A 22,884-nucleotide genomic window follows, 5' to 3' on the forward strand; every position below is an offset into this window, starting at 1 on the left:
ACAACTTCACCCTACCACGCCCGGCGCGACGGTGCGTTGTCGCAGCTCAGCGGCCTCGACGCGGAGCGGTCAGTGGTGGTCCCCGCGATCACCGTGGCCCCCGTCATCGCCGTGGTCCCCGTGTCCTCCATGATCCCCGTGGCCCGGCACGGTGCCGTCGGGCTTGGCGATCAGCAGCAGGCCCGCCATACCCATGTCGGAGTGGCTCTGGACATGGCAGTGGTACATCCACGCACCCGCTCCCACGCCCTCCCCCGCGATGAGCTGGAAGCCGAACGAGTCGGCGGGGCCGGTGATCTTGTTGTCGATGATCCGGCTGGTGTCCTCGGGGCCCTCCAGCAGTCCGGTGCGGTTGTCGGCCCAGCGGTGACCGTGCACATGGAACGTGTGGTAGTACTCACCGTGCGTGATCATGATGATCTCGATGCGGTCGCCCACCGTCGCCTTGAAGTCCGGCCCCTTCTTGAGGTTGTTGGTGGTCATGTCGTTGAAGACGATGGTGAACTGCCGGTCGGCGTCGGGCAGGATGTCGCCCTCGCGGCGCACGATGACGGGCCCGTAGAGCCCGTTGCGGATGCCTCCGGTGCCGTGTTCGGTGCCGACGACATGGTCGTGGTAGTGCCAGTAGCCGGCGCTGCCGGGGCGCCAGGTGCCGTCCTTGCGGCGGCCGGGCTTGTGGGTGCGCCAGGTGTAGGTGCGCTTGCCGCCGGGCTCGACGTGGCTCTTGTTCATCTTGGTGCCGTCGCCGGCGATGTCGTAGTCCACGCCGTGCGGGTGGAGGCTGGCGGCGACGTCCATGGTGTTCTCGAACTCGATGTGCAGGGTGTCGCCTTCGATCAGCTCGATCAGCGGGCCGGGGATGGTGGCCTTGCCCTTCTCCAGGCCGTAGCCCATCTGCCCGTCGGAGAGCTTCTCCGCGTACATCTTGATCCGCCGGGTCTCGCCGCCCTTGCCTGCGCGGCGTATCGCGCCGGAGCGGGCCGGTGCGGCGGTGGACGGCGCGGTCGAGGCTGTCAGTGCGCTGCCGCCGACCGCCGCGACGGCGCCGGAGGCCAGCAGACCTCTGCTGAAGGAGCGGCGGCTCGGGGTGCTGGGGTGTCCGGTCATCGTTCTCGTTCTCCCCGTAGACGTGAGGCGGGCGGAGTGCTGAACGGTGCGCGGTGCGAGGCGAGTTGGGGTCGGCTGAGGGGACGGTAGCGCCGACCGCACGGTTTATCCACACTCAGGACAAAGTTCGTCGAGTTGCGGTCATAGACCTTGGCGGACCGCCGAAAGAGGTCTAGCTTCTGCCACGTTTCTGTGACAGAAGAGGGGTGGATCACGCATGCGGCTCCAAGCGCACCCAAAACGGGCGAGATCCCGGCGCAGAAGGATTGCCACGCTCCTGGCCGGTGCGCTCGCCGCCGGTCTGCTCGGTGCGCCCGCGCTCGCGGCGCCGCCGCCGGGGGCACCCGCGCCCAAGCTGGCACTGCCGAGCCCGCCGGGCAGCGAGGATGTGCGCGTCCTGGTCTTCCACGGGGCGACGGGCGAGGAGTCGCCCACCGTCAATGCCGCGATCGAGGCCATCGAGGAGATCGGGCAACAGGGCCCGGCCCAGGAGCGCTTCACCATCCAGGCCACGGACGATCCGGCGATCTTCACCAAACCGCGGTTGGGCCGCTTCAACGCCGTCGTCTTCCTCACCGGTGACGGTGATGTGCTCGACCCCGAGCAGGAGGCCGGGCTGGAGAGCTTCATGGAGGCGGGCGGCGGCTTCCTCGGCATCCACGACGCGGCGCGCGCCGAACCGTACTCGGACTGGTTCACCGGGCTGATCGGCACCCGGCCCGCCGAGCACAGCCCGGCGAAGGTGCAGCGTGCCGTCGTGGAGGTCGGCGACCGGCAGCACCCGGCGACCAAGGAGCTGCCCGTCGAGTGGAAGCGGCCCGACAAGTGGCTCAACTGGCGGGAGAACCCCTCAGGAAAGGTGCACACGGTCGCGCGGGTCCGTACCAACAGCTACGACCCGGGCCAGGACGCGGGCAGTTGGGACCATCCGGTCTCCTGGTGCCGCGACTACGACGGCGGCCGCTCGTTCTACACCGCCATGGGCGGCACCCGCTCCAGCTTTGCGGAGACCGACTTCCGCGGCCATCTGCGGGGTGCGCTGATGTGGACGACGCGGCTGGCGCGTGCCGACTGCCAGGCGGCGATCTCGTCCAACTACGAGGCGAAACGGCTGACCAAGCCCAACCAGCCGGGGCAGTCCGACCAGATCGGTGAACCGCACGGCGTGGTCACCGCGAAGGACGGCCGGGTCTTCTACATCGGCCGCGGCGGCGGGGACGCCGCCCAGCCGGTGGTCACCGACTGGAACGACCCGGACATCGGCAAGGGCAAGGGCCAGGTGCACATCTGGAACCCGAAGACGGAGCAGGTCACCCTCGCGGGCGAGCTCACCGTCTTCGGGAACAAGGGCGGCGGCGACGAGCTGGTCAAGAACGAGGAAGGGCTGCTCGGCATCGAGCTGGACCCGGACTTCGCCGAGAACGGCTGGGTCTATCTGCACTACACCCCGCACAGCGAGATCAACCGCGAGACACATATGGCCGAGCGGCGGGTCTCCCGCTTCACGCTGGACAAGGAGACCGACAAGCTCGACCTGAAGTCGGAGAAGGTGCTGCTCAAGTGGCCGGTCCAGATCCACAGCTGCTGCCACGCGGGCGGCGGCATGGCCTGGGACTCCAAGGACAACCTCTACATCGCCACAGGAGACAACAACTCCTCCCGGTTCAGCGACGGTTACTCCGGCAACAACCCGGAGCCGGAATTCAGGGGTGTCTCCTTCGCCGACGCGCGCCGTACGTCGGGCAACACCAACAACCTCAACGGCAAGATCCTGCGCATCCACCCGGAGGACGACGGCACCTACACCCTTCCCAAGGGCAACCTCTTCACCGGCGAGGAGACCGATGAGGGCGGCGGAAAGACCCGGGGGGAGATCTATGTGATGGGCGTCCGCAACCCCGCGCGGATCGCCGTCGACAAGAAGACCGACACCCTGTACGCGGGCTGGGTCGGCCCCGACGCGCAGACGCCGAGCCCGACCTGGGGCCCGGCGAAGTACGACACCTTCGCCAAGATCACCAGCGCGGGCAACCAGGGCTGGCCGTACTGCATGGGCAACAAGCAGCCCTACCGCGACCGCAATCTGCCCGACCCGAGCAAGCCGCTGGGCTGGTACGACTGCGATCACCTGAAGAACGAGTCCCCCAACAACGACGGGCTGGTCAACATCCCGCCGGCCCGGAACAACAACATCTGGTACTCCCCGCAGGGCGGCGGTCCCGATTTCCCGCGCGACGAGAACGGCGTCCCGAGCTACAAGATGGACGAGCAGAAGCTCACCCTCTCCTGGCTCAAGGGCGGCGGCCAGGCGGCGATGACCGGGCCGCTCTACCGGTACGACGCCGAACTCCCGTCGAAGCAGAAGTGGCCCTCCTACTGGGACGGCAAATGGTTCGTGGGCGACTTCTACGACGGTGACCAGCCACGGCACGCGCTGGTGATGCCCGAGGGCGACACCGTCGGCGCGCTGCCGGCCCACGCGGAGAGCCTGGATCGGATCGTCCCCGACGGCGAGGGCGGTATCCGCAACCTCATGGACTGGAAGTTCGGTCCCGACGGGGCGCTGTACGTCCTCGACTACGGGCGCGGGTTCTTCACCTCCGACGACAAGTCCGCGCTGTGGCGGGTGACGTACAAGGGCGGCGAGCCGACGCCGAGCCCTGCGGACATGGCCGAACCGGCGCTGCGGAAGGGGACGGGCCGATGAGGGCGAGCGAGCGCGGGAAGCGCAGGCAACGACGGGAGCGGCGCCGGCTGATGACGGCCGTGCTGGCGGCGCTGCTGATGGTGCTCGGCCTCACCTCCGCCACGGCGTGGGGGAAGGACACGGCACCGGCGCAGGCATCCAACGTCCAGCGGGGCGGGGCCGGGGCGGCGGAGCAGGTGCTGACCTGGACCGCCGACGACGACATGACGAAGTACGCCTCCGCGCCGACGACCGCGGTGGCGGGCAAGGCGACGATCGTCTTCGAGAACAGCGCGGCCACCGGCAACACCACCGGCATGTCGCACACCCTCACCTTCGTCACCTCCGACCCGGCCTACAACCAGGACGTCGACCTCAACATCCTGGCCTCGCCCAACGATGCGCAGGGCGGCAAGCACACGGCGGAGGTCACCCTGACCCCGGGGACCTACAAGTACCACTGCACCATCCCGGGGCATCAGCAGATGCAGGGCACCCTGGTGGTGACCGGGGGCGATCCCGGTGAGGACACCACCCCGCCGCAGACCTCCGCCACGGTGGCGGGTGACAAGGACGAGGCCGGCAACTATCTGGGCAGCGCGACGGTCACGGTGACGGCCTCCGACGCGGACTCCGGCGTCGACACCGTCGAATACGCCCTCGGCAGCGGTGACTTCCAGCCCTACACCGCACCGGTGACGGTCACCGACCCGGGCACGCACACCGTCCGCTACCGGGCCAAGGACAAGGCGGGGAACACGGCGGAGGAGAAGGCGGTGACCTTCACCGTCGTCGAACCGCCCGATGTGGACACCACGCCGCCCACGACCCAGGGCAAGGCCGAGGGCAGCAAGAACTCCGACGGCAACTTCGTCGGCAAGGCCACGGTCACGGTGACGGCGACGGACGACAAGTCCGGCGTGGCGAAGATCGAATACTCGCTGGACGGCGCGCCGTACGTCACCTACTCCGGACCGCTGGTCGTCGACCGGGCCGGGCACCACGCGGTGTCCTACCGGGCCACCGACAAGGCGGGGAACACCTCCGCGCCGCAGAAGGTGTCCTTCCGCGTCGTGGCGGGCGGCGGGGTGCCCGCGCCCGACTGTCCGGAGTACGACGAGCGCGAGACGGTGATCGTCGGCACCGTCGACACCGGCGTACCCAACCGGATGACGAAGCGCCGCTGCACCGTCAACGAGCTGATCGAGGACGAGAAGGAGTGGACGTCACAGGCGCTGTTCCTCAAGCACGTACGCGGCGTCACCGCGCAGCTCGTCAAGGAGGGAGTGATCGTCGCCCGCGAGCAGACGCTCATCAACCGCGCCGCCAAGAGCTCCGGCATCGGCACCCCGGGCCAGCACACCGGCTACCGCGATCTGTTCGACGGCAGCAAGGAGTCCTTCGCCAACTGGGAGCAGGTCGGCGGCGGCAGGTTTGGGCTGAACGACGACGGCACCATGACCAGCGACGCGAAGGTCGACGGCATGGGGATGCTGTGGTACCCGAAGCGGAAGTACGCGGACTTCTCGCTGAAGCTCCAGTTCCGCGACGACGCGCCGGGTGAGGGCAGGGCCAACAGCGGCGTCTTCGTCCGGTTCCCCGAGGTGCACGACCATCCGGAGGAGTCGCGTCCGGAGTGGGTGGCCATCAAGTACGGCCACGAGCTGCAGATTCTGGACCGCCCCGACGGGGACATGTACAAGACCGGCTCCGTCTACGGGTTCGACCGCGTCGGCCTGGCGGGCGCGGGCGTCACTCCTAAGGGCACCTGGAACGACTACGAGATCCGGGTGATCGGCCAGCACTATGAGATCTACCGCAACGGCAGGCTGATCAACGAGTTCCAGAACGACGGTGGCCAGCTCTTCGAGCCGCCCCGCGATGATGACCCCGGCACCGATGGTCGCCGCTACGCCTCCGGTTACCTCGGCCTCCAAGTCCACGGGGCCACTGACGTGGTGTCGTTCCGGAACGTGCGGATCAAGGAACTGTAGCGCCCGCCGCACTTGAGGGCTGCGCCCTGCTGCCGCTTGGGCGCGCGCCGCCCCGCTGCGCATAGGGGGTTGCGCCCGGCTGTGCTTGGGAGGTCTGCGCGTGGGGGTACCCCCTGCTCGAAGAGCTTGGGGGAGCAGGGCTGGCAAGCGCAGCCCACCGGGCCGCACCCGGCGACGATGCGTCGGCCCCCGCCGCGGGGTGCGGACCGTTGCCGGCTGCGGCCCGGTGGTCGGTGCTGCGCTTGCCCACCCTGCGCCCTGGGGGTACCTCCCGGCCGGAGGCTGGGGGAGCAGACTGCCCAAGCGCAGCAGGTTGTTCGCGGCGCAGCCGTAAAGCGGCGCGGCGCAGGGTGCGGGGGGTCAGGTGGTGGGTTGGTCCGGGGTGCCCATGTGGGCGGCGAAGTCTTCGGGGGCCCCGTCATACCCGCGCAGCACCGTCTTGAGGCGCCACTCCCCCGCCTCGCCGCGGACGAACTCCGCGACGGTGGCCGCGGTGGACCGCGCGACGCCGGAGAAGTCGTTCGCGGCCAGTTCCTCGTAACCCTCGCGGATCCGCACGGCCGTGTTGGGCACCTGGTCGAATGTCTTGTGGCCCTCGCCCTGCTGGATGGCGACGCCGACGACGACCCGTGCGTAGTTCTCGGCCAGCCGCTCCAGTTCGATGGTCATCACCTCGTCGGAGCCGAAGCCCTGGCCGGTCTTGCTGTCCCGGTTCAGGGTGATGGTGCCGTCCGGGGAGCGGCTGTCGAAGTGCACGAGGTAGGCAGGCTCGCCGTAGGGGGCTTCCGCGGTGTACGTGGCGGCCACGATGTCGAGATCGTGCGGCGGCTCACCCATGGGGCTGGGGTCCCACTTGAGGGTGACCTCCACCTTGCCGAGCCCTTTGTTGAGATTGCTCATCCTGCCCCCTCCTCCTGCTACCACCTGCACGCAGGCTCCATCGTGCCACGTCAACTTCGCCCGGATCAGCTGAACTCACGGTACCCGGACCTGCTGACGCGGGAGCGCTCCAAGCCGGTCCATACGGCGTCCACCGCCGCCGACACCACTCTTTCGCGGGGGACTTCGGGCCGGTCGAGCCACCACAGGGCCAGCCCCTGGAGAACACTGCGGCACACCTCCCAGGCGAGCTCGGCCTCGATCCGCGTCTCCTCGTCGGGAACCTCGTCGAGGGCCTCGTCGGGAGCCTTGCCGGGGCCCGCGCCGAGGGGGATGCCGACGAGCCGGGCGAAGAACGGGAGCAGCGCGTCGCGGCTCTCGGCGATGACGGCCTGGTGGTCGGCGCGCACCGCGGCGTCCCCCGTGGTGTCGCGGAAGAGCATCCGCCAGGCGTACGGGTGGGTCTCGATGTAGCCGAACCAGGCGTCGAAGGCCCGCGTCACCTCCTCGGTACCCAGCTCGTCCGGCGCGCCGGGGCGGCCGGGCCCGGGGAGCCGCTCGCGCCACAGCTGCCTCAGTTCGGCGAAGTGCCGCTCAAGCAGGCGGCGGTGAAGCTGGCGCTTGGAGGAGAAGTGGTCGTAGACGACGGGTACCGAGACGCCGGAGCGGCGGGCGATCTCCTCCATCGAGGCGCGCTGGTAGCCGTGCGCGGCGAACACCTCGGTGGCGGCCTCCTCGATGACGGTGCGGCGCTGCTCCGCGCTCATGCGCTTCCGCGGCTCCGCGCTCGGGCGGCTACGGGGATCCGCGCTCGCGCGGTTACGCGGCTCGACGTTCGCGCGCTTCCGCGGCTCCGCGCTCGCACGCTTGCGGGGCTCGGCGCCCGCACGTTCACGCGGCTCAGCGCTCGCACGCTTGCGAGGCCCTGGGCCCTCGCCCTTGCGCGGCTCCGTGCCGATGTGCTTGCGGGGCTTGTCCGTTGACAACCTAGCGGTCCTTAGGTTTAGCCTGATCCGGGAACCTAGCGGTGACTAGGTTACCGTCAGGCTACGGCCCGCCGAGCACACCGCCAAGGCGTGCCCGACACGGCGTGAGGGGCAGCGATGAGCAGCGGTGACGAGCGGTACGACGTGGTGGTGGTCGGGGCCAGATGCGCGGGGGCGCCGCTGGCGGCCCTGCTGGCCCGGCAGGGGCTCGACGTGTGCCTGGTGGAGAAGGCGGAGCTGCCCTCCGACACCCCCTCGACCCATATCTTCCAGGCCGACGCGCTGGCCTTCCTCGACTCGCTCGGCGTCCTGGAGGAGCTGCGTACGACAGGCGCCCCGCTGATCGCGCGGGCCGACGCACGCGTGGGCGATGTGCGCTGGCCGGCCGACTGGCCGGTGCGCACGGGCGATCCCGGCGGAGTGATGTCGGTACGCCGCTTCCGGCTCGATCCCGTACTCGCCAGGGCCGCCCAGGACGCGGGCGCCAGGCTGCTGACCCGTACCGCGGTGACGGACCTGGTCAGGGCGGAGGACGGCAGGGTGACGGGGGTGCGGGTCTCCTCGGCCACGGGAGGCGAGGAGGCCGGGGGCGAACGGGTGCTGCGGGCCCGGGTGGTGGTGGGCGCCGACGGCCGCGCCTCCACCGTCGCGCGGCTGGCGGGCGCCCGCTCGTACCACGTGACGCCCAATCAGTTCGCGCTGTTCTGGGGCTATTTCGAGGGCGCGGAGATCGGCGAGCCGACGTTCGTCTTCCATCGCTGGGCCGACCGCGTGGTGCTCGGCCTCCCCACCGACGACGGGCTCTACCAGGTGCAGGTGGGGGTCGATCCGGCCCGGCTGCGCGAGTTCCGGGCCCAGCTGCCGGGCAGCCTGCTGGAGTACGCGCGGGCCTCCGAGCCGGTGGCCAAGGCGCTGGCCGGAGCCCGGCTGGTCGGCGAGCCGCGCGGGACGACCCACTGGAAGGGCTACTTCCGCGAACCGACCGGCCCCGGCTGGGTGCTGGTGGGCGACGCGGGCCACTTCAAGGACCCGACCGCGGGGCGCGGTATCGGCGACGCCTTCCTCCAGGCGGATCAGCTGGCGCAGACCCTCGCCGGGCAGCTGGGCGGGAACACGGCGGAGTTGGACGAGGCGCTGCGCCGGTGGGGCGCGTGGCGCGACGCGGAGTTCGTGGAACCGTACTGGTTCGCGGCCGACATCGGCAGTCTCGCGCCGCTGCCCGCCGTCCTGCCGGAGGTGTTGCGGGGGATGCGCCGCGCGGGCGTGGCCGACAGCCTCTTCGAGATGGTCAACCACCGGGCCATGCCCACCGATATCGTCACCCGGCCCCGGCTGCTGGCGGCGGTCGGCCGGCTGCTGGCCCGGGGCCGGGTGGGCGTACTGCGGGAGGTCGTCCGGCTGGCCGCGGACGACCGCCGCAGGCGGGCCCTCGCTCGCAGCCCCCAATATGAGACGGTCCCTCCGTCGGTCCGGTGAGGGGGTGCCTCTGCCGGTCGCTTGCGGACCGCGGGTTTCGTTGTGGCTTGTCGCACAGTTCCCCGCGCCCCTTACGGGGCGCGTCCGCCGCCCTCCCTCAGGAAGCTGAGCAGTTCGGCCTCCGTCGGTTCCTCGTGCAGGACTTGGCGCCCTGCGAGGAGGAAGACCGGGCCCGTCTGGCTGCCGAGCAGCCGTGTGCGGGACAGCTCGGTGTCCAACTGGTCGCCGAGATCGGGTTCCTGCCGTACGCCCTCCTCGGCTGCCAGTGTGGCCAGCACGGCGGGGTCGGCGAGGTGGAGGCCGTCCGAGAAGTAGGCGCGGAAGAGGCGGGCGGCCATTGGGAGCGCGCGGCCCTGGGCTGCGGCCTGGGCCGTCAGGTGGTGTGCCGCGCGGGTGTTGGTGAACACCGCGCGGTCGAACCGGAAGGTGAGGCCGTCGGCCGCGCCCAGGCTGCGGTCCGCGCGGATGGCGCGGGCGACCTCCTCACCGCGCTCCCTGCGGTGCACCTCGAACACCGGCTCGCCTTCGACCGGGGCGTCCGGCCGGATCTGGTACGGGCGCAACACCAGTTCGGCCGCTCCGCCCTCCGCGCGATAGCGCTCCAGGGCCCGTCGCAGCCGGGTGAAGGCGAGGTAGGAGCGGGCGCAGACGAAGTCGTGGACGAGTTCGAGCCGGGTCACGCTGTGCACCTCCGGGCCGCTCACCACGGCAGTGGTCCATGGTCGGCGAAGAAGCCGCCGGTCGGTCCGTCCGGGCCGATACGGGCCATCCGCACGATGATCTCAGCGCCCTGCGCGACCGTCCGGCGGCCGCTGTGGCCGTTGAAGTCGGTGGCTGTGTAGCCGGGGTCGACGGCGTTGATCCGGAAGCCGGGCAGGGCGTGCGCGTACTGGGCCGTGACCATGTTCAAGGCCGCCTTCGACGAGGCGTAGCCCAGCGCCGGCAGCCAGTCCGGCACGGCGACCGCACGCGTCTCGGTGTCGCCCACCGCGCTGATGCAGCCCAGCCCGCTGCTGACGTTCACCACCACAGGTGCTCGCGAAGCGCGCAGCAGTGGGAGGAAGGCGCGGGTGGTGCGGACGACGCCGAACACGTTGGTGTCGTAGACCGTGCTCATGTCGTCGGCAGTCGTCTCCTCCGCGGTCGCGTGCGGTCCGGAGATGCCCGCGTTGTTGATGAGTACGTCCAGGTGCTGCTCACGGGAGCGGAACAGCTCTGCGGCGGCTCGTACGGAGTCCTCGCTGGTGACGTCGAGGGGGAGCATGTGTCCGCCGGTCTGCTGTGCCGCTCGCTCGCCGCGTTCCGGGTCGCGGGCGCCGAGGTGGACGGTGTGCCCCAGGGCATGCAGCTGCCGGGCGGTCTCCAGGCCGAGGCCCCTGGTGGCGCCGGTGATCAAGGTGACCGGCCCTGTTGCTGGTGTCGGTGTGTTGCTCATGGCTCCACCCTGGTGCGGGGCGGCGCGCACAGGGAGTAGCCGATTCTTCCTGGGAACGGCAGTACCAGGATCAGCTCTTGCCTGGCACCGGGCGGCCCGCAGACTGGACGCATGAGCGAGCTGGGCCGCGCGTTGCGGCGGTGGCGGGACCGGGCGGACCCGGCCGGCTCGGGGCTGCCCACCGGCCGGGCGCGCAGGGCGGCCGGGCTGCGGCGCGAAGAACTGGCCGCGCTGGCGGGCATATCGGTGGACTACGTCGTACGGCTGGAGCAGGGCCGGGCCACCTCGCCGTCCGGGCAGGTGCTCGCGGCGCTGGCGCGGGCGCTGCGGCTGTCGGAGGACGAGCGGCGCCATCTCTTCCTCCTCGGGGGCCGCGCGCTGCCGGACACCGGGCAGATGCCCTCCCAGCTGTCGCCCGGTGTGCGGCGGCTGCTGGAGCAGCTGGCGGGCGCGCCGGTGAGCGTGTACGACGCGGCGTGGACGCTACTGGAGTGGAATCCGCTGTTCGCCGCGCTGGTCGGCGATCCCTCGCCGCTGCGCGGGCGGGAACGCAACATCCTGTGGCAGCACTTCACCGGGCAGCCCACGCGCATCCGGCACAGCGCCGAACAGGCGGCGGGCTTCGAGGCGGCCGCGGTGGGGGATCTGCGCGCGGCAACCGCCCGCTATCCGTCCGACCGCGGACTGCACGGTCTGGTCGCCGAACTCTCCGAGCTGAGCCCCGCGTTCCTGCGGCTGTGGGAGGAACACGCGGTCGGTGCGCACACCATGGACACCAAGACGATTGACCATCCGGAGGTCGGCCCGGTCGTGCTGGACTGCGATGTCCTGGTCGCGCCCGACAGCGATCTGCGGGTGGTTCTGTTCACGGCGGCGCCGGGTACGGACGCGGCGGAGAAGCTTGCGCTGCTGAACGTGGTGGGGCTCCAGCGGCTCTGGGCGTAACGCGTAACGGGCCCGGAGGGAGGGAGGATTCCGCCCCGGCGTCCACGCACCCCGCCATGAGCGGTAGCGTGACCGTTCGATCATGGTCAGGGGCCTCGGCACGGGAGCGGCGGGGCCAGGAACGGGGCGCGAAGGTGTACGCGGTAGGCGAGCAGGACGAACACGACGACATCTTCCCGGTCATCGAGCACGAGGGCGACGGCCACTGGGAGGCTCCGGCCGATCTGGAGCGGCGGCTGTACAAGCTGAGCCAGGTCGAGGAGAGCTACACCTATCTGCGCACCCTCGCCGAGCACGGCCTCTACCACGCGGTCCCGATCGAGCAGGCCAACCGGAACCCCGCCGAACGGGAGCTGTTCACCAGCGAGGTCACCGGTACCGACGGCGTCACCAGGACCATCACGCAGGTGTACACCGACGGTGTGCTGCCGCGTCCGCACCCGTACGTCGTCTTCGAGTTCATCACGCTGGGCACCCTCGCCGACATCCTGCCGCCCGAGGTGGATGTGCTGGTCGTCAACGCGGCGACGCCCTGCCAGGAGATGTTCCAGGTGGACGACGAGGAACGCGAGGTATGGGCGGACCTGCACGAGGAGCTGTTCGACCCGCACGCGCTCACCGACCGCCTCGTCACCCGCCGTACCGGGGCCCCGCAACAGGGCCCGCTGCTGCACGGCCTCGCCTGCGGAGCGCATCTGTGCTACGGCAACGGCGATCCGTGGAACACCCTGGACTGGCACGGCGCCGGCTACAGCGCCGAGGTCGAGCGGCTGGCGGAGAGCTGGGGCGTGAACAGCCGCGAGGACTGGCTGGAGACCCAGCAGCGGCTGCTGGAGTGCGAGATCAGCCCGTGGTTCTGGGACTTCGTACTGGGCGCCCGGCACGCGCTGGAGAGGGAGTACAGCGGTCGGGTGGACGCGGGGCAGTGGCGGGACAGCGTCGAGGCGACGCTGCGGCACGTCGTCGACGCGCCGCCCGGGCCGGAGTTCGAGACGTTCATCGCGGACATGCGGGAGCTGGTCGGCAAGATCCTGCGCTACGAGGCGCGGTTCCGGGCCGACGAACTGCTCGGCCCCGACGAGGTGGTCCGTACGATCGCGGCCTGGGATCTGGGCCGGGCCTCCAAGATGGCCCGCTGGGGCCGCGGCGCCCGCTACGCGACCCGCGCCGAGATGTACGACGCGATCGAGCGGGTCAGCGCGGGCGTACGGAGCACCTACCGCTCCTGGTCGGAGTTCTCCGCGGCCTATGTGATGGGCCGCTGTCTGCACTTCGACGAGGAGCGGTTCGGCGAGTGGTACACGGAGGTGCTGGAGGCCCACCACGCGCTGCTGCGGGCGCCGAGCAGCCCCTGGAACACGGTGCCGTTCCATCTGCCGGACTGAGCGTCACCTGCCGGACTGAGCGCGCCGGGCCGCGGCCGACGGCGGGCCTCGCAGCAGCCCCCGGTCAGTCCCGTACGGCGGCGACCGCCTCGATCTCGACCAGTTGGTCGGTGTAACCGAGCACGGTGACTCCCATCAGGGTGCTGGGGACGTCGTGGGCGCCCATGGCGTCGCGGTAGACCTCCCAGGCCGCCACCAGGTCGTCCTGGCTGCTGGAGGCCACCAGGACGCGGGTGCTGATCAGATCGCCGAGGTCCGCGCCGGCCTCGCCGAGTGCGGTGCGCAGGTTGCGCACCGCCTGGGCCGCCTGGCCCGCGTAGTCGCCGACGGGGGTCACGGTGCCGTCGGCGTCCAGCGGGCAGGCCCCCGCCAGGAAGATCAGCCGGGCCTCGGGCGGTGCGGCGGCCGCGTAGGCGTACTCGGCCACGTCGGAGAGGGTTTGGGAGCGGATCAGGGTCACGGCTCGCGCCACGAGGGGTCCCTTCGGGGGCGTCAGTTGGGTCCTCCGGTACCCCAGCGCAGCGCCGCGGTCCGCGCAACCGGTTATTCCCCCCGTTTGAGGCGGCCGATCAGCTCCGCGTCGCAGAAGTCCAGGAAGCCCCTGGGGTCGGGGCCCGCGTTCATCAGGACCAGGCGGTCGTAGCCGGCTTCCGTGAAGGGCCTGGCGACTTCAAGGAAACGCCGCGGGTCGTTGCCGCAGGCGAAGCGCTGCCGGATGTCCTCCTCGCGGACCTGCGCGGTGGCGGCCTCGAAGTTGACCGGGTTGGGGAGTTCGCTCATCACCTTCCAGCCGGTGAGCGCCCAGCGGAAGTACTTGAGTGCGGACTGGGCGCCCTCGCTCTCGCTCTCCGCCCAGGCCATCGGCACCTCCGCGTAGCCGGGCCCTGTGCCGCCCGCCTCCCGGTAGGCGCGCACGATCTCGGGTTTCTCCTCGGTGGCGAACAGCGCGTCACCGAGCTCGGCGGCGATCCGGCAGGACGCCGGACCGCTGGCGGCGACCGCCAGCAGGGGCGGCTCGGGAGGCAGGTCGAAGACGCGGGCGTCCTCGAGGCGGAGGTACTTGCCCTCGTACGAGCGGTAGCCGCCCTGCCACAGCAGCCGGATGATCTCCAGCGCCTCCCGGAACCTGGCGTGCCGTTCGGACACGGAGGGCCAGCCGCTGCCGGTCACGTGTTCGTTCAGCCGTTCCCCGGAGCCGACGCCGAGGACGAAGCGGCCCTCGGAGACGAGCGCCATGGTCGCGGCGGCCTGGGCCACGATGGCCGGGTGGTAGCGCATGCTGGGGCAGGTGACGCCGGTGACCAGCTGGATCCGCTCCGTCTTGGCGGCGATGGCGCCGAGCACGCTCCAGGTGAAGGCGGAGTGGCCCTGGTCGTCCAGCCACGGGTGGTAGTGGTCGCTCATCTCGACGAAGTCGAATCCGGCGGCCTCGGCGGCGATGGCCTGGCGGATCAGTTCCTGGGGACCGTACTGCTCGGTGGCGAGCTTGTAACCGATCTGCATGTGCTCTGCTCCTTGGTCGTTCTCCCCCCTCGGGTACCTCCGCTTCCTCTCGCACACTCGCACCGTCCCGCGACCTGCGAGGGGTGTGACACGGCGGATGCGGGGAACCGCCGGGTACCGACACCTCCGTCCGAAGGAGACCGGGCATGGACGCACTCTCGGATCTGTCGGTGCTGGTGACAGGCGGCTCACGAGGGCTGGGGCTGCTGCTCGCCCGGCAGTGCGTGGAGCGGCGCTGCGACGTGACTGTCGCGGCGCGGGACGAGGAGGAGCTGGACCGCGCCGTGGCGCTGCTGCGCCGCAGGGCACGCGACACCAGCGTGACCGGACGGGTGTGCGATGTGACCGACCGTGCCGCCGTCCACGAGCTGGTGGAGAGCACCGCGGCGGACCAGCGGGGCCTCGACGTGGTGATTGCCAACGCCGGCAACATCCAGGTGGGGCCCGCCGAGGAGTCGGGCATCGAGGGGTTCCGCAGCGCGATGGAGACGATGTTCTTCGGTTCGCTGTACACCGCCATGGAGTCGCTGCCGCAGCTGCGGGAGAGCCCCGCGGGCGGACGGCTGGGGCTGATCGGCTCGGTGGGCGGACTGCTGCCCGTGCCGCATCTGCTGCCGTACTCGTGCGCGAAGTCCGCCATCGCGGCGCTCGCGGAGGGGCTGCACGCGGAGCAGGCCGAGCACGGGATCAGCGTCACCGCCGTCCATCCGGGCCTGATGCGGACGGGGTCGCACATCCAGGTGGAGCTGTCGGGGGACAAGGGCAAGGAGTACGCCTGGTTCGCCACCCTGGCCGGGCTGCCCGGCCTGTCCATGGACGCCGTGCGGGCCGCCGAACGGATCGTCCGGGCGCTGGAGCAGCGCCGGACGCGGGTGGTTCTGACACCCGCGGCCCAGTTGGGGGCGAAGGCGTACGGGGTCGCCCCCACGCTGGTGACCCGTACCAATGAGCTGGTGTCCCGGCTGATGCCGGAGCCGGACGACTCCGGTCGGGAGGGGCGCTCGCGTTGGCAGTCCGCGGTCAGTGCGCTGAACGACCGCGCGGCGAAGCGGCTCAATCAGACCGGCGCGTAGGTTGCGGCCCGGGGGGACGCCCGCAAAGAACCTGGAGGACACATGAGGGCTCTCACCTATCAAGGGAAGCGGAACGTCAGCGTCGAGACGGTGCCGGATCCGGAGATCACGGAGCCGGACGATGTCATCGTGCGGGTCACCACGAGCGGGATCTGCGGGTCGGACCTGCACCTGTACGAGGTGCTGGGGCCGTTCCTCGACGAGGGCGACATCCTGGGGCACGAGCCGATGGGGGTGGTCGAGGAGGTCGGGCCGGAAGTCGCGGCGCTCTCCCCCGGGGACCGGGTCGTGGTGCCGTTCAACGTCAGCTGCGGCACCTGCTGGATGTGCCGGGACGGGCTCCAGTCGCAGTGCGAGACCACGCAGGTACGTGAGTACGGCAGCGGCGCCGCGCTGTTCGGCTACAGCAAGATGTACGGCCAAGTGCCGGGCGGCCAGGCGGAGTTCATGCGCGTGCCGTTCGGCAACCATCTGCCGGTGAAGGTGCCGGACGGACCGCCGGACGAGCGGTTCGTGTATCTGTCCGACGTGCTGCCCACCGCGTGGCAGGCGGTGGCCTACGCCGACATCCCCCGGGGCGGCAGCGTCACCGTGCTGGGTCTGGGCCCCATCGGCGACATGGCGTGTCGGATCGCGCGGCACCAGGGCGCCGAACTGGTGGTCGGCGTGGACCTGGTGCCCGAGCGGCTGGAGCGGGCCCGTGCGCACGGCGTACACACGCTGGACCTGCGTGAGCACCACGATCTCGGCGCCGCCGTACGGGAGTTGACGCACGGCCGGGGCACGGACGCGGCCATCGACGCGGTGGGTATGGAAGCGCACGGCGCGCCGGTCGCCAAGGCCGCGCACCAGGCGGTCGGTCTGCTGCCGGAGTCGCTGGGCGCCAAGATGATGCAGCGCGCCGGCGTCGACCGGCTGACGGCGCTGAACGCGGCGTTCGACGTCGTACGGCGCGGCGGCACCGTCTCCGTCTCCGGCGTCTACGGGGGCGCCGTCGATCCGCTGCCGATGCTGAAGCTGTTCGACAAGCAGATCCAGCTGCGCATGGGGCAGGCCAATGTGCGCAACTGGGTGGACGACATCATCCCGCTGCTGACCGACGAGGACCCGCTGGGCGTCGACCACTTCGCCACCCACTCGCTCCCGCTGGAGAAGGCCCCGCAGGCGTACGGCACCTTCCAGCGCAAGGAGGACGGCATGGTCAAGGCGCTGCTGAAGCCGTCGGCGACCTGAGCGGGCTCAGCAGCCCCAACGCGGGCCGGCCTGAGCGGACTCAGCCCCAACGCGCCAGCAGCGCCCCGCAGTACGCGTCGACGCCCATCGCCGGGGGCGGCGGGGCAGCCGGATGGATCGCGGCGATCAGACCCGCGAAGTCGCGGTCGGGGGACCAGCCCCGCAGCGGCAGCCAGGCGGCGACGTGGGCCTGTTCCCGGTCGGTGCCGGGCCGCCCGTCACCGCCCACGTCGTGCCGCATTCGGGGACGGCTGCGCTGCGCGTCGGGCAGCGCGTCGGGCAGGCTCGCACGCTCGACGACGTTGCGGGTGAAGGTGGTTGCCACGGCGCGCAGGTCGCCGTCGGTGAAGACGGGCGGCAGCAGTCCGGGCGGCTGACGGTGGTAGAGGTGCAGGAAGTCCAGGTCTATCAGGGCGTGGGTGACGTCCTCCGGCACGGTGACCGGCGCATAGGAGGGCCGGTAGTGGGAGCCGTCCGTCGCCGGGTCGCCGGTGGCGGCCCAGCCGTTGTGGACGCGGCCGAAGCCGGGCCAGTACGGCCACACCGCGCAGCCCTCCCGGTCGGCCAGGTCGGCGCGCAGGGAGCGGGCCATCGCGGCGGCGCGTTCCGCGTGTTCGGCGTCTCCCGTCAGCGCCGCGAGGTGCACCAGGGTGCGGGCCATCGCCAGGAACTCGTTGGTCGGCAGCTCCGCACCCGCGAAGGAGACCGGTTCGTCGGGCAGCCACCGGTAGCAGCCGCGCCCGTCGGACAGCTGCTGCCACTGCTCGTCGTGGACGCGGACGGCCCGTACGACGGCGTCCAAGTAGCCGTCCAGGCGGGCGCGTACGGCAGTCGGGACGGTGCGGCCGGTCCGCTTCTCACGGGCGAGGCGGATGAGCCCGGCCATCGGATACGTGATCATTCCCGTCTGGGCGGCGAGCGCCACCCTCGCGGGCCGTACGGCGTACTCACCGGCCCGCACCCGGCGTCGGGGGCCCGACCCGGCAATCGGAGCGGGCCGCGGCCCCGCGCCGGGCCCCACCGCCGCCTCCGGCCCGACCAGCCGCCCGGTGACCGCGCTGCGCTGGTCGTACGCCGCGTACAGCGCGCGGTCCGCCCGGTGCGGGTCCGCCGGGTCCAGGCTGAGGCCGCTGACGGTGAACGGTGGCCTGCCAGGGCCGGTCACCGTGAGGGAGAACCGGCTGCCGTCTCCGTCGCCTTCCGGCCGGACCGTCACCTGCGTATGCAGGGCACGCGGCGGGCAGACGGTCACCTCCAGCGCGGTCACGCCCCGCTCGTCCGGGACGGCGGCTGTCGCGGCGGTGAACTTGTGCGCCGTGCTCCACACCGGTTCGCTGCGCCCGCGATGGTCGACCGCGCCCCGCTCGTCGTCCCGCGCGGCCAGCACCCTGTCGACAAGGTCGGCCAATCGGGTGACGTAGCCCGGGTCCCCAGTTCGCTCGGCCATCAGCAGATACCCCTGCATCCGCCATGAGGTGCCCCAGCCCAGGACGCCTTTTTCGTTGTCCTCCGGGACGCCGTCGGGGGCGGCGGCACGGCACAGCGCATCCTCCACCTGCTGGAAGTACCGCACTCCGACCCGGTGCGGCCGCGCTCGCACCGGAAGGGCGAGACGGCGCGGACGGTTACGGGCGCGGCGGCCAGGTATGACGCTCATGAACCGAGTGAACCGGACTTTTCACCCGGCCGCCCCCGGAAGGTGACACGTCCGGGTGACGGCAGGCCCTGCGCCGCTACGCCGGTGCAGCGGCGCTCTCCCCTCGCAGGTCCCGGATGCGGCGGAACTTCCCCACCGAGCGTTCGATGGTCTCCGGATCGACGACGTGGGCCTCCACTGTCACGCCGATACCGTCCTTGATACGGCGGACGATGGCGGCTGCCGCTGCCTCGCGCTCCGCGCCGGTCGCCGCCGGACGGGCCTCCACCAGCACGGTTAGGTGGTCGAGCCGACCCTGGCGAGTGAGCTGGAGCTGGAAGTGGGGTGCGACGGTGGGGATGTCCAGCACAATCTCCTCGATCTGGCTGGGGAAGACGTTGACGCCGCGCAGGATGATCATGTCGTCGCTGCGGCCGGTGATCTTCTCGATACGGCGGAACGTCGGCCGTGCCGTTCCGGGCAGCAGGCGGGTCAGATCCCTGGTGCGGTAGCGGATGACGGGCAGCGCCTCCTTGGTGAGCGTCGTCAGCACCAGTTCGCCCCGCTCCCCTGCGGCGTACGGCTCCTCCCCCAGCGGGTCGACGATCTCCGGGTAGATGTGGTCCTCCCACAGATGGAGCCCGTCCTTGGTCTCCACACACTCCTGGGCGACGCCTGGCCCCATCACCTCCGACAGCCCGTAGATGTCCACCGCGTGCAGAGCGAACCGCTCCTCGATCTCGCGGCGCATCGCCTCCGTCCACGGCTCGGCCCCGAAAATGCCGACCCGCAGCGAGGTGCTCCGCGGGTCGACGCCCTGCCGCTCGAACTCGTCCAGCAGCGTGAGCATGTAGGTCGGCGTCACCATGATGATCTCGGGCCGGAAGTCCTGGATGAGCTGCACCTGCCGGGCCGTCATCCCGCCGGACGCCGGAATGACGGTGCAGCCCGCGCGTTCGGCGCCGTAATGCGCCCCCAGCCCGCCCGTGAACAGCCCGTACCCGTACGAGACATGCACCTTGTGCCCCGGCCGGCCACCTGCCGCGCGGATGCAGCGCGCCACCAGCTCCGCCCAGGTGTCGAGGTCACGCTCGGTGTACCCGACGACTGTCGGGCGCCCGGTGGATCCGCTGGAGGCGTGGATACGGCGTACGTCCTCCATCGGCACGCCGAACATGCCGAACGGGTACGTGTCGCGCAGATCGGCCTTGGTGGTGAAGGGGAACCGGGCCAGGTCATCCAACGTCCGGCAGTCCTCGGGCCGCACCCCTGCCGCGTCGAACTTCTTCCGGTACAGCTCCACGTCCTCGTACGCGTGCCGAAGTGTGGCTTGCAGCCGGGTGAGCTGGAGATGCCGCAGCTCATCCGCGCTCAACCGCTCACCGGCGTCCAGCAGTTCGTCCGTCATCCCTGCCCCCGTCCCTCGCACGGCGCGGCCCCGGCCCCGTATCGCCGGTGCCCACCTGCGGGACCTCCCGCCCTCGGGAACCGACCGATCATTCGGTGTGCCCAGTAATCCAGCGCGGAGTCCGCACTGTCAAGAGAGCTGCATCCGGGAGCCGGACCGCTCTCACCTGCGGCCGGGAACCGAGTTCTACACTTCGGTCGAGTCGGCAGGAATGTCCCATGTGCACCTTCCACAACGGGACGGAGGTGAGATGACGATGGAGCGCGTCGACGCTTCGCTGTTGCGGCGGAACGTGCAAGTCGCGTATCTCGACCTGAGCACGGAGGAGGCGATCCGGCGCTGGGGGGAGCCCGAGATCACCTGGGACGACCTCGGCCCCTGGAACACGTTCGTCTTCCGGCTGGCGGACGGCACCCTTGCGGGGCTGGTACGGGAGGTGGAGAACGCCCCCAAGCCCGGGTACTTCCTGCTCGCCGGCAACGAGGAGTCCGGTACCCCGGAGGGCATCGACACCACTGACGCCCTGGCCGCGTTTCTGTCGGAGGCGCCCTTCGAGGAGGAGCGGGTATTGGAGCGTTACCCCCTTGCCCGGTGATGGCCTCTCGGGGTGTTTCGGGGAGCGCCGAAAGTGCTGGAGCTGACGCATCTGGAGCGACGAGCATGAGCGCCGCAGAAGGCAAACCGAGGGGGAAACCACATGCTCAAGATGCGCACAGCGGCGATCAGTGTCACCTCGCTGCTACTTGCCACCAGCGGGCTCGCCCTGGCCGCCTCACCGGCCGGCGCTCAGCCCGCACCCGACAAGACGGCTCCCAGCACAACGGGGGAATTCGAGCGCGGCTGCGACGCCGATCTCTTGTTCGGCATCTACGGCACCACCGACACCTTCAAGCACAAGGGCCGGAAGACCAGCCTCCTGACCGAGAGGTCGCCGGACTGGCACGCCATCACCACCGCGAAGAACGTCGCGTGGGGCGACGCGATCTCGGTCCAGCGAAGCCTGAAGCCCTTCAAGATGGGTGACAAGCCGCGGTACCCCTCGACCGTCGAAGTGACCGGCGAGGGCGGCGGCATCAAGTCCTGCGACCACGACGTGACCTGGTGGGAGGCGGGCGTCAAGGACAAGGCCACGACCGACACGGTGTGGTTGCAGAGCGACAGTTCACACAGCTACGCGGTACGCGCCTGCGTGCACCCTGACGGGGAGCAGTCGCAGTGCGGGCGCTGGTTCATCGACCACAAGTAGGCCGCCCACCGTTGTTCTGTACGGCCCCTGTTGGGGCCGTACAGAACGCGCTGTCGCTCAGTCGCGGGCCGCGTTCGCGATGAATACCGACCAGGCGGTCGGTGGGAGGGAGAGGGTGGGCAGGGAGGGGTCCTTGGAGTCGCGGACGTGGACACATCCGGGGAGCGAGGCGACCTCCACGCAGTCATCGCCTTGGGAGCCGCTGTAGCTGCTCTTCGTCCAGTCCAGCGCGACCTCGACGCAGCTGTCCCCCTGCGAGCCGCTGTAGCTGCTCTTGAACCAGCTCAGCTCGGCGTCGTTCCTCATAGCGCTCCTCGCATTCGCTTCAGCAGGCTCAGGGAATCTGCTGGGGTCAGAGCCTGTGAGCGCAGTTTTGCATACACCATGTGCAACCTGCTGAGCGCTGTCGGATCGGAGATCAACTGGCCCGTCTGCTGGCCCTCGGAGTAGGCGAACCACTGGTGCTCCGGCGTCTCCAGGAGCTGCAACGGCCCATCCATGCCCGCATGCTTGACCTGGACAAGCGGCATGATCTGCAACTCCACGTTGTGCAGCGCAGCGCACGCGATGAGGTGGTCCAGCAGTTCCCGCGTGACCTCTTCTCCGCCCGTTCGCCGTTCCAGGAGGGCCTGTTCGATGATGAAGCTGAACATCACCGGCTGATGCCTGTGAAGCAGCTCCTGTCGGTCCAACCGAGCTGCTAACCGCTCTTCGACCTGCTCCTGGGACGGCATCGGCGGCACATCCCGCATCACCGCTCGCGCGTACGCCTCGGTCTGCAACAGACCGGGAATCACTCGGCACTCGTAGGTGTACAGGCTGAGCGCGGTGAGCTCCATCTCGGCCCACTGGCGGAACCAGGCCGCGATGCCATTGCCCCGCGTCAAGTGCTTCGCGGCCTCCCGCAATGCGCCACCCGCATCGAACTCGATCTCCGCCACTTCGATGAAGCGAGGCGGCGGAAACCTCCGTCCCTGCTCAACCCCGGCACACGTACTCAGCGAATACCCCGACCGCTCGGCCCAGGCTTCCTGCGTGAATCCAGCTCGTTTACGCAACTGCTTCACAACGGCGCCGAACGTGCGGAGACTGTCGGAGCGTTCGGGCTCCCTCCCGCCGCAGCCCTCGGCTTCCTCGATCTCATCGGGCAATTCGAGCCACCTCCCTGTGGCGGGGGAACATCCCCAACTCACCCAGGGTTACGTGTCATTGACCGCACTGTCCACACTCCGCACCCCTACGCTTGCGCAGCGTAGGGGTTGCTGAACTGGTCATCGGTGGAGGCCGAGCGCCAGCGTGACCGCATGCATCAGCGTCAGCCACTCTCCCCGGCTCGCTCGGCCGCTACCGAGCGTATGTTCGTACAGCGGTTCTCCGCCACCCGGCGCGGAGCCCGTTTGGCGCGACTTCTCGCGCTGCATCAGTTCGACGCATGGGGCCTCCCGTACGGCAGCGAGCGCAGCGAGAACGCGGCGCTGATCGTCGCCGAACTCGCCGCGAACGCGGTGTTGCACGGGCGCGTACCTGGGCGGGACTTTGAGCTCGCGCTCAGCGTTCCGTCGCCGGGCGCCTTGCTCATCGAGGTGACGGACACCAGGGGCGAGGCTGCGCCGATTCCGAGTGCGGAGCCGGGCCTGTGCCAGGAGTCGGGCCGCGGACTGCTGCTGGTCGCTGCGCTCGCGACCAGCTGGGGCGTGCGTCAGCGCACTCCGGGCAAGACCGTGTGGGCGCGGTGCTCCGCATAGGGGGCTGCGCTTGCCCACCCTGCGCCCTGGGGGTACCTCCCGGACGGAGTCTGGGGGAGCAGACTGCCCAAGCGCAGCAGGGGGGCGCGGACGTGCCCCGTAAGGGGCGCGGGGAACTGCGCGACAAGCCACAACGCGCCCGCAGCC

21 protein-coding genes are annotated in these 22,884 nt (G+C 70.5%); 10 read left to right on the forward strand and 11 right to left on the reverse strand.

Annotated features, from left to right (window positions below; genetic code table 11):
* Window positions 1–69: 69 nt before the first annotated feature.
* Window positions 70–1,107: a multicopper oxidase domain-containing protein gene (locus tag ACQEU8_RS06480; protein ID WP_433097739.1), complete on the reverse strand. Its 1,038-nt coding sequence runs from the start codon at window positions 1,105–1,107 to the stop codon at window positions 70–72.
* Between the two features lie 217 nt (window positions 1,108–1,324).
* Here ACQEU8_RS06480 and ACQEU8_RS06485 point away from each other — a divergent pair, with 217 nt between their 5' ends.
* Both ACQEU8_RS06485 and ACQEU8_RS06490 read left to right on the forward strand, forming a co-directional pair.
* Window positions 1,325–3,814, forward strand: coding sequence for a ThuA domain-containing protein (locus ACQEU8_RS06485; protein WP_433097741.1), 2,490 nt, complete (start codon window positions 1,325–1,327; stop codon window positions 3,812–3,814).
* Window positions 3,811–5,787: an OmpL47-type beta-barrel domain-containing protein gene (locus ACQEU8_RS06490; protein WP_433097743.1), complete on the forward strand. Its 1,977-nt coding sequence runs from the start codon at window positions 3,811–3,813 to the stop codon at window positions 5,785–5,787. Before ACQEU8_RS06485 ends, ACQEU8_RS06490 begins: the two co-directional genes overlap by 4 nt.
* A 360-nt stretch (window positions 5,788–6,147) precedes the next feature.
* On the opposite strand, the gene ACQEU8_RS06495 is transcribed toward ACQEU8_RS06490, so the two are convergent.
* Window positions 6,148–6,687, reverse strand: coding sequence for a TerD family protein (locus tag ACQEU8_RS06495; protein ID WP_433097745.1), 540 nt, complete (start codon window positions 6,685–6,687; stop codon window positions 6,148–6,150).
* A gap of 65 nt (window positions 6,688–6,752) precedes the next feature.
* The gene (locus ACQEU8_RS06500; protein ID WP_433097747.1) at window positions 6,753–7,433 is read right to left on the reverse strand and encodes a TetR/AcrR family transcriptional regulator; all 681 of its coding nucleotides are present in this window, start codon (window positions 7,431–7,433) and stop codon (window positions 6,753–6,755) included.
* 336 nt (window positions 7,434–7,769) lie between these two features.
* On the opposite strand from ACQEU8_RS06500, the gene ACQEU8_RS06505 reads away from it, so the two are divergent.
* Window positions 7,770–9,128 (forward strand): NAD(P)/FAD-dependent oxidoreductase, encoded by a 1,359-nt coding sequence (locus ACQEU8_RS06505; RefSeq protein WP_433097749.1) that lies wholly within the window; start codon window positions 7,770–7,772, stop codon window positions 9,126–9,128.
* 71 nt (window positions 9,129–9,199) lie between these two features.
* Here the strand turns inward: ACQEU8_RS06505 and ACQEU8_RS06510 are convergent, their stop codons facing one another.
* Together ACQEU8_RS06510 and ACQEU8_RS06515 are read right to left on the reverse strand one after the other, a co-directional pair.
* The gene (locus tag ACQEU8_RS06510; protein ID WP_433097751.1) at window positions 9,200–9,808 is read right to left on the reverse strand and encodes a DsbA family oxidoreductase; all 609 of its coding nucleotides are present in this window, start codon (window positions 9,806–9,808) and stop codon (window positions 9,200–9,202) included.
* 20 nt (window positions 9,809–9,828) lie between these two features.
* On the reverse strand, window positions 9,829–10,563 hold the full coding sequence (locus tag ACQEU8_RS06515) for an SDR family NAD(P)-dependent oxidoreductase (protein ID WP_433097753.1): 735 nt from the start codon (window positions 10,561–10,563) through the stop codon (window positions 9,829–9,831).
* Window positions 10,564–10,674: 111 nt separating this feature from the next.
* Here ACQEU8_RS06515 and ACQEU8_RS06520 point away from each other — a divergent pair, with 111 nt between their 5' ends.
* Complete coding sequence (locus tag ACQEU8_RS06520) at window positions 10,675–11,508, forward strand: helix-turn-helix transcriptional regulator (RefSeq protein ID WP_433097755.1); 834 nt, start codon at window positions 10,675–10,677, stop codon at window positions 11,506–11,508.
* Window positions 11,509–11,576: 68 nt separating this feature from the next.
* A complete protein-coding gene (locus ACQEU8_RS06525) occupies window positions 11,577–12,893 on the forward strand; it encodes a DUF1266 domain-containing protein (protein WP_433097757.1) in 1,317 nt (438 codons plus the stop codon).
* Between the two features lie 64 nt (window positions 12,894–12,957).
* Here ACQEU8_RS06525 and ACQEU8_RS06530 read toward each other — a convergent pair whose 3' ends face one another.
* Window positions 12,958–13,365 carry a RidA family protein gene (locus ACQEU8_RS06530; RefSeq protein WP_433097759.1) on the reverse strand — a complete coding sequence of 136 codons (408 nt, stop codon included), beginning with the start codon at window positions 13,363–13,365 and terminating at the stop codon, window positions 12,958–12,960.
* Between the two features lie 71 nt (window positions 13,366–13,436).
* Entirely contained in the window at window positions 13,437–14,396 is a 960-nt protein-coding gene (locus tag ACQEU8_RS06535; RefSeq protein WP_433097761.1) for a TIGR03557 family F420-dependent LLM class oxidoreductase, read from the reverse strand.
* Window positions 14,397–14,542: 146 nt separating this feature from the next.
* On the opposite strand from ACQEU8_RS06535, the gene ACQEU8_RS06540 reads away from it, so the two are divergent.
* Window positions 14,543–15,469: an SDR family NAD(P)-dependent oxidoreductase gene (locus ACQEU8_RS06540; protein WP_433097763.1), complete on the forward strand. Its 927-nt coding sequence runs from the start codon at window positions 14,543–14,545 to the stop codon at window positions 15,467–15,469.
* Window positions 15,470–15,511: 42 nt separating this feature from the next.
* The gene (locus ACQEU8_RS06545; RefSeq protein ID WP_433097765.1) at window positions 15,512–16,702 is read left to right on the forward strand and encodes a zinc-dependent alcohol dehydrogenase; all 1,191 of its coding nucleotides are present in this window, start codon (window positions 15,512–15,514) and stop codon (window positions 16,700–16,702) included.
* Window positions 16,703–16,742: 40 nt separating this feature from the next.
* On the opposite strand, the gene ACQEU8_RS06550 is transcribed toward ACQEU8_RS06545, so the two are convergent.
* Window positions 16,743–18,359 carry a hypothetical protein gene (locus ACQEU8_RS06550; RefSeq protein ID WP_433097767.1) on the reverse strand — a complete coding sequence of 539 codons (1,617 nt, stop codon included), beginning with the start codon at window positions 18,357–18,359 and terminating at the stop codon, window positions 16,743–16,745.
* A 76-nt stretch (window positions 18,360–18,435) separates the two neighbouring features.
* Window positions 18,436–19,746, reverse strand: a complete 1,311-nt coding sequence (paaK, locus tag ACQEU8_RS06555; RefSeq protein WP_433097769.1) for a phenylacetate--CoA ligase PaaK — start codon at window positions 19,744–19,746, stop codon at window positions 18,436–18,438.
* Window positions 19,747–19,996: 250 nt separating this feature from the next.
* Here paaK and ACQEU8_RS06560 point away from each other — a divergent pair, with 250 nt between their 5' ends.
* Both ACQEU8_RS06560 and ACQEU8_RS06565 read left to right on the forward strand, forming a co-directional pair.
* Window positions 19,997–20,341 (forward strand): hypothetical protein, encoded by a 345-nt coding sequence (locus ACQEU8_RS06560; RefSeq protein WP_433097771.1) that lies wholly within the window; start codon window positions 19,997–19,999, stop codon window positions 20,339–20,341.
* A 102-nt stretch (window positions 20,342–20,443) separates the two neighbouring features.
* The gene (locus ACQEU8_RS06565) at window positions 20,444–20,992 is read left to right on the forward strand and encodes a hypothetical protein (RefSeq protein WP_433097773.1); all 549 of its coding nucleotides are present in this window, start codon (window positions 20,444–20,446) and stop codon (window positions 20,990–20,992) included.
* A gap of 57 nt (window positions 20,993–21,049) precedes the next feature.
* On the opposite strand, the gene ACQEU8_RS06570 is transcribed toward ACQEU8_RS06565, so the two are convergent.
* Together ACQEU8_RS06570 and ACQEU8_RS06575 are read right to left on the reverse strand one after the other, a co-directional pair.
* A complete protein-coding gene (locus ACQEU8_RS06570) occupies window positions 21,050–21,298 on the reverse strand; it encodes a DUF397 domain-containing protein (RefSeq protein ID WP_433097775.1) in 249 nt (82 codons plus the stop codon).
* Window positions 21,295–22,143: a helix-turn-helix domain-containing protein gene (locus ACQEU8_RS06575; protein WP_433097777.1), complete on the reverse strand. Its 849-nt coding sequence runs from the start codon at window positions 22,141–22,143 to the stop codon at window positions 21,295–21,297. Before ACQEU8_RS06575 ends, ACQEU8_RS06570 begins: the two co-directional genes overlap by 4 nt.
* A 204-nt stretch (window positions 22,144–22,347) precedes the next feature.
* On the opposite strand from ACQEU8_RS06575, the gene ACQEU8_RS06580 reads away from it, so the two are divergent.
* Complete coding sequence (locus ACQEU8_RS06580) at window positions 22,348–22,737, forward strand: ATP-binding protein (protein WP_433102195.1); 390 nt, start codon at window positions 22,348–22,350, stop codon at window positions 22,735–22,737.
* The last annotated feature ends 147 nt before the right edge of the window (window positions 22,738–22,884 follow it).

The sequence above is a fragment of the Streptomyces sp. CA-250714 genome, from assembly GCF_050936705.1.
Classification (GTDB): domain Bacteria; phylum Actinomycetota; class Actinomycetes; order Streptomycetales; family Streptomycetaceae; genus Streptomyces.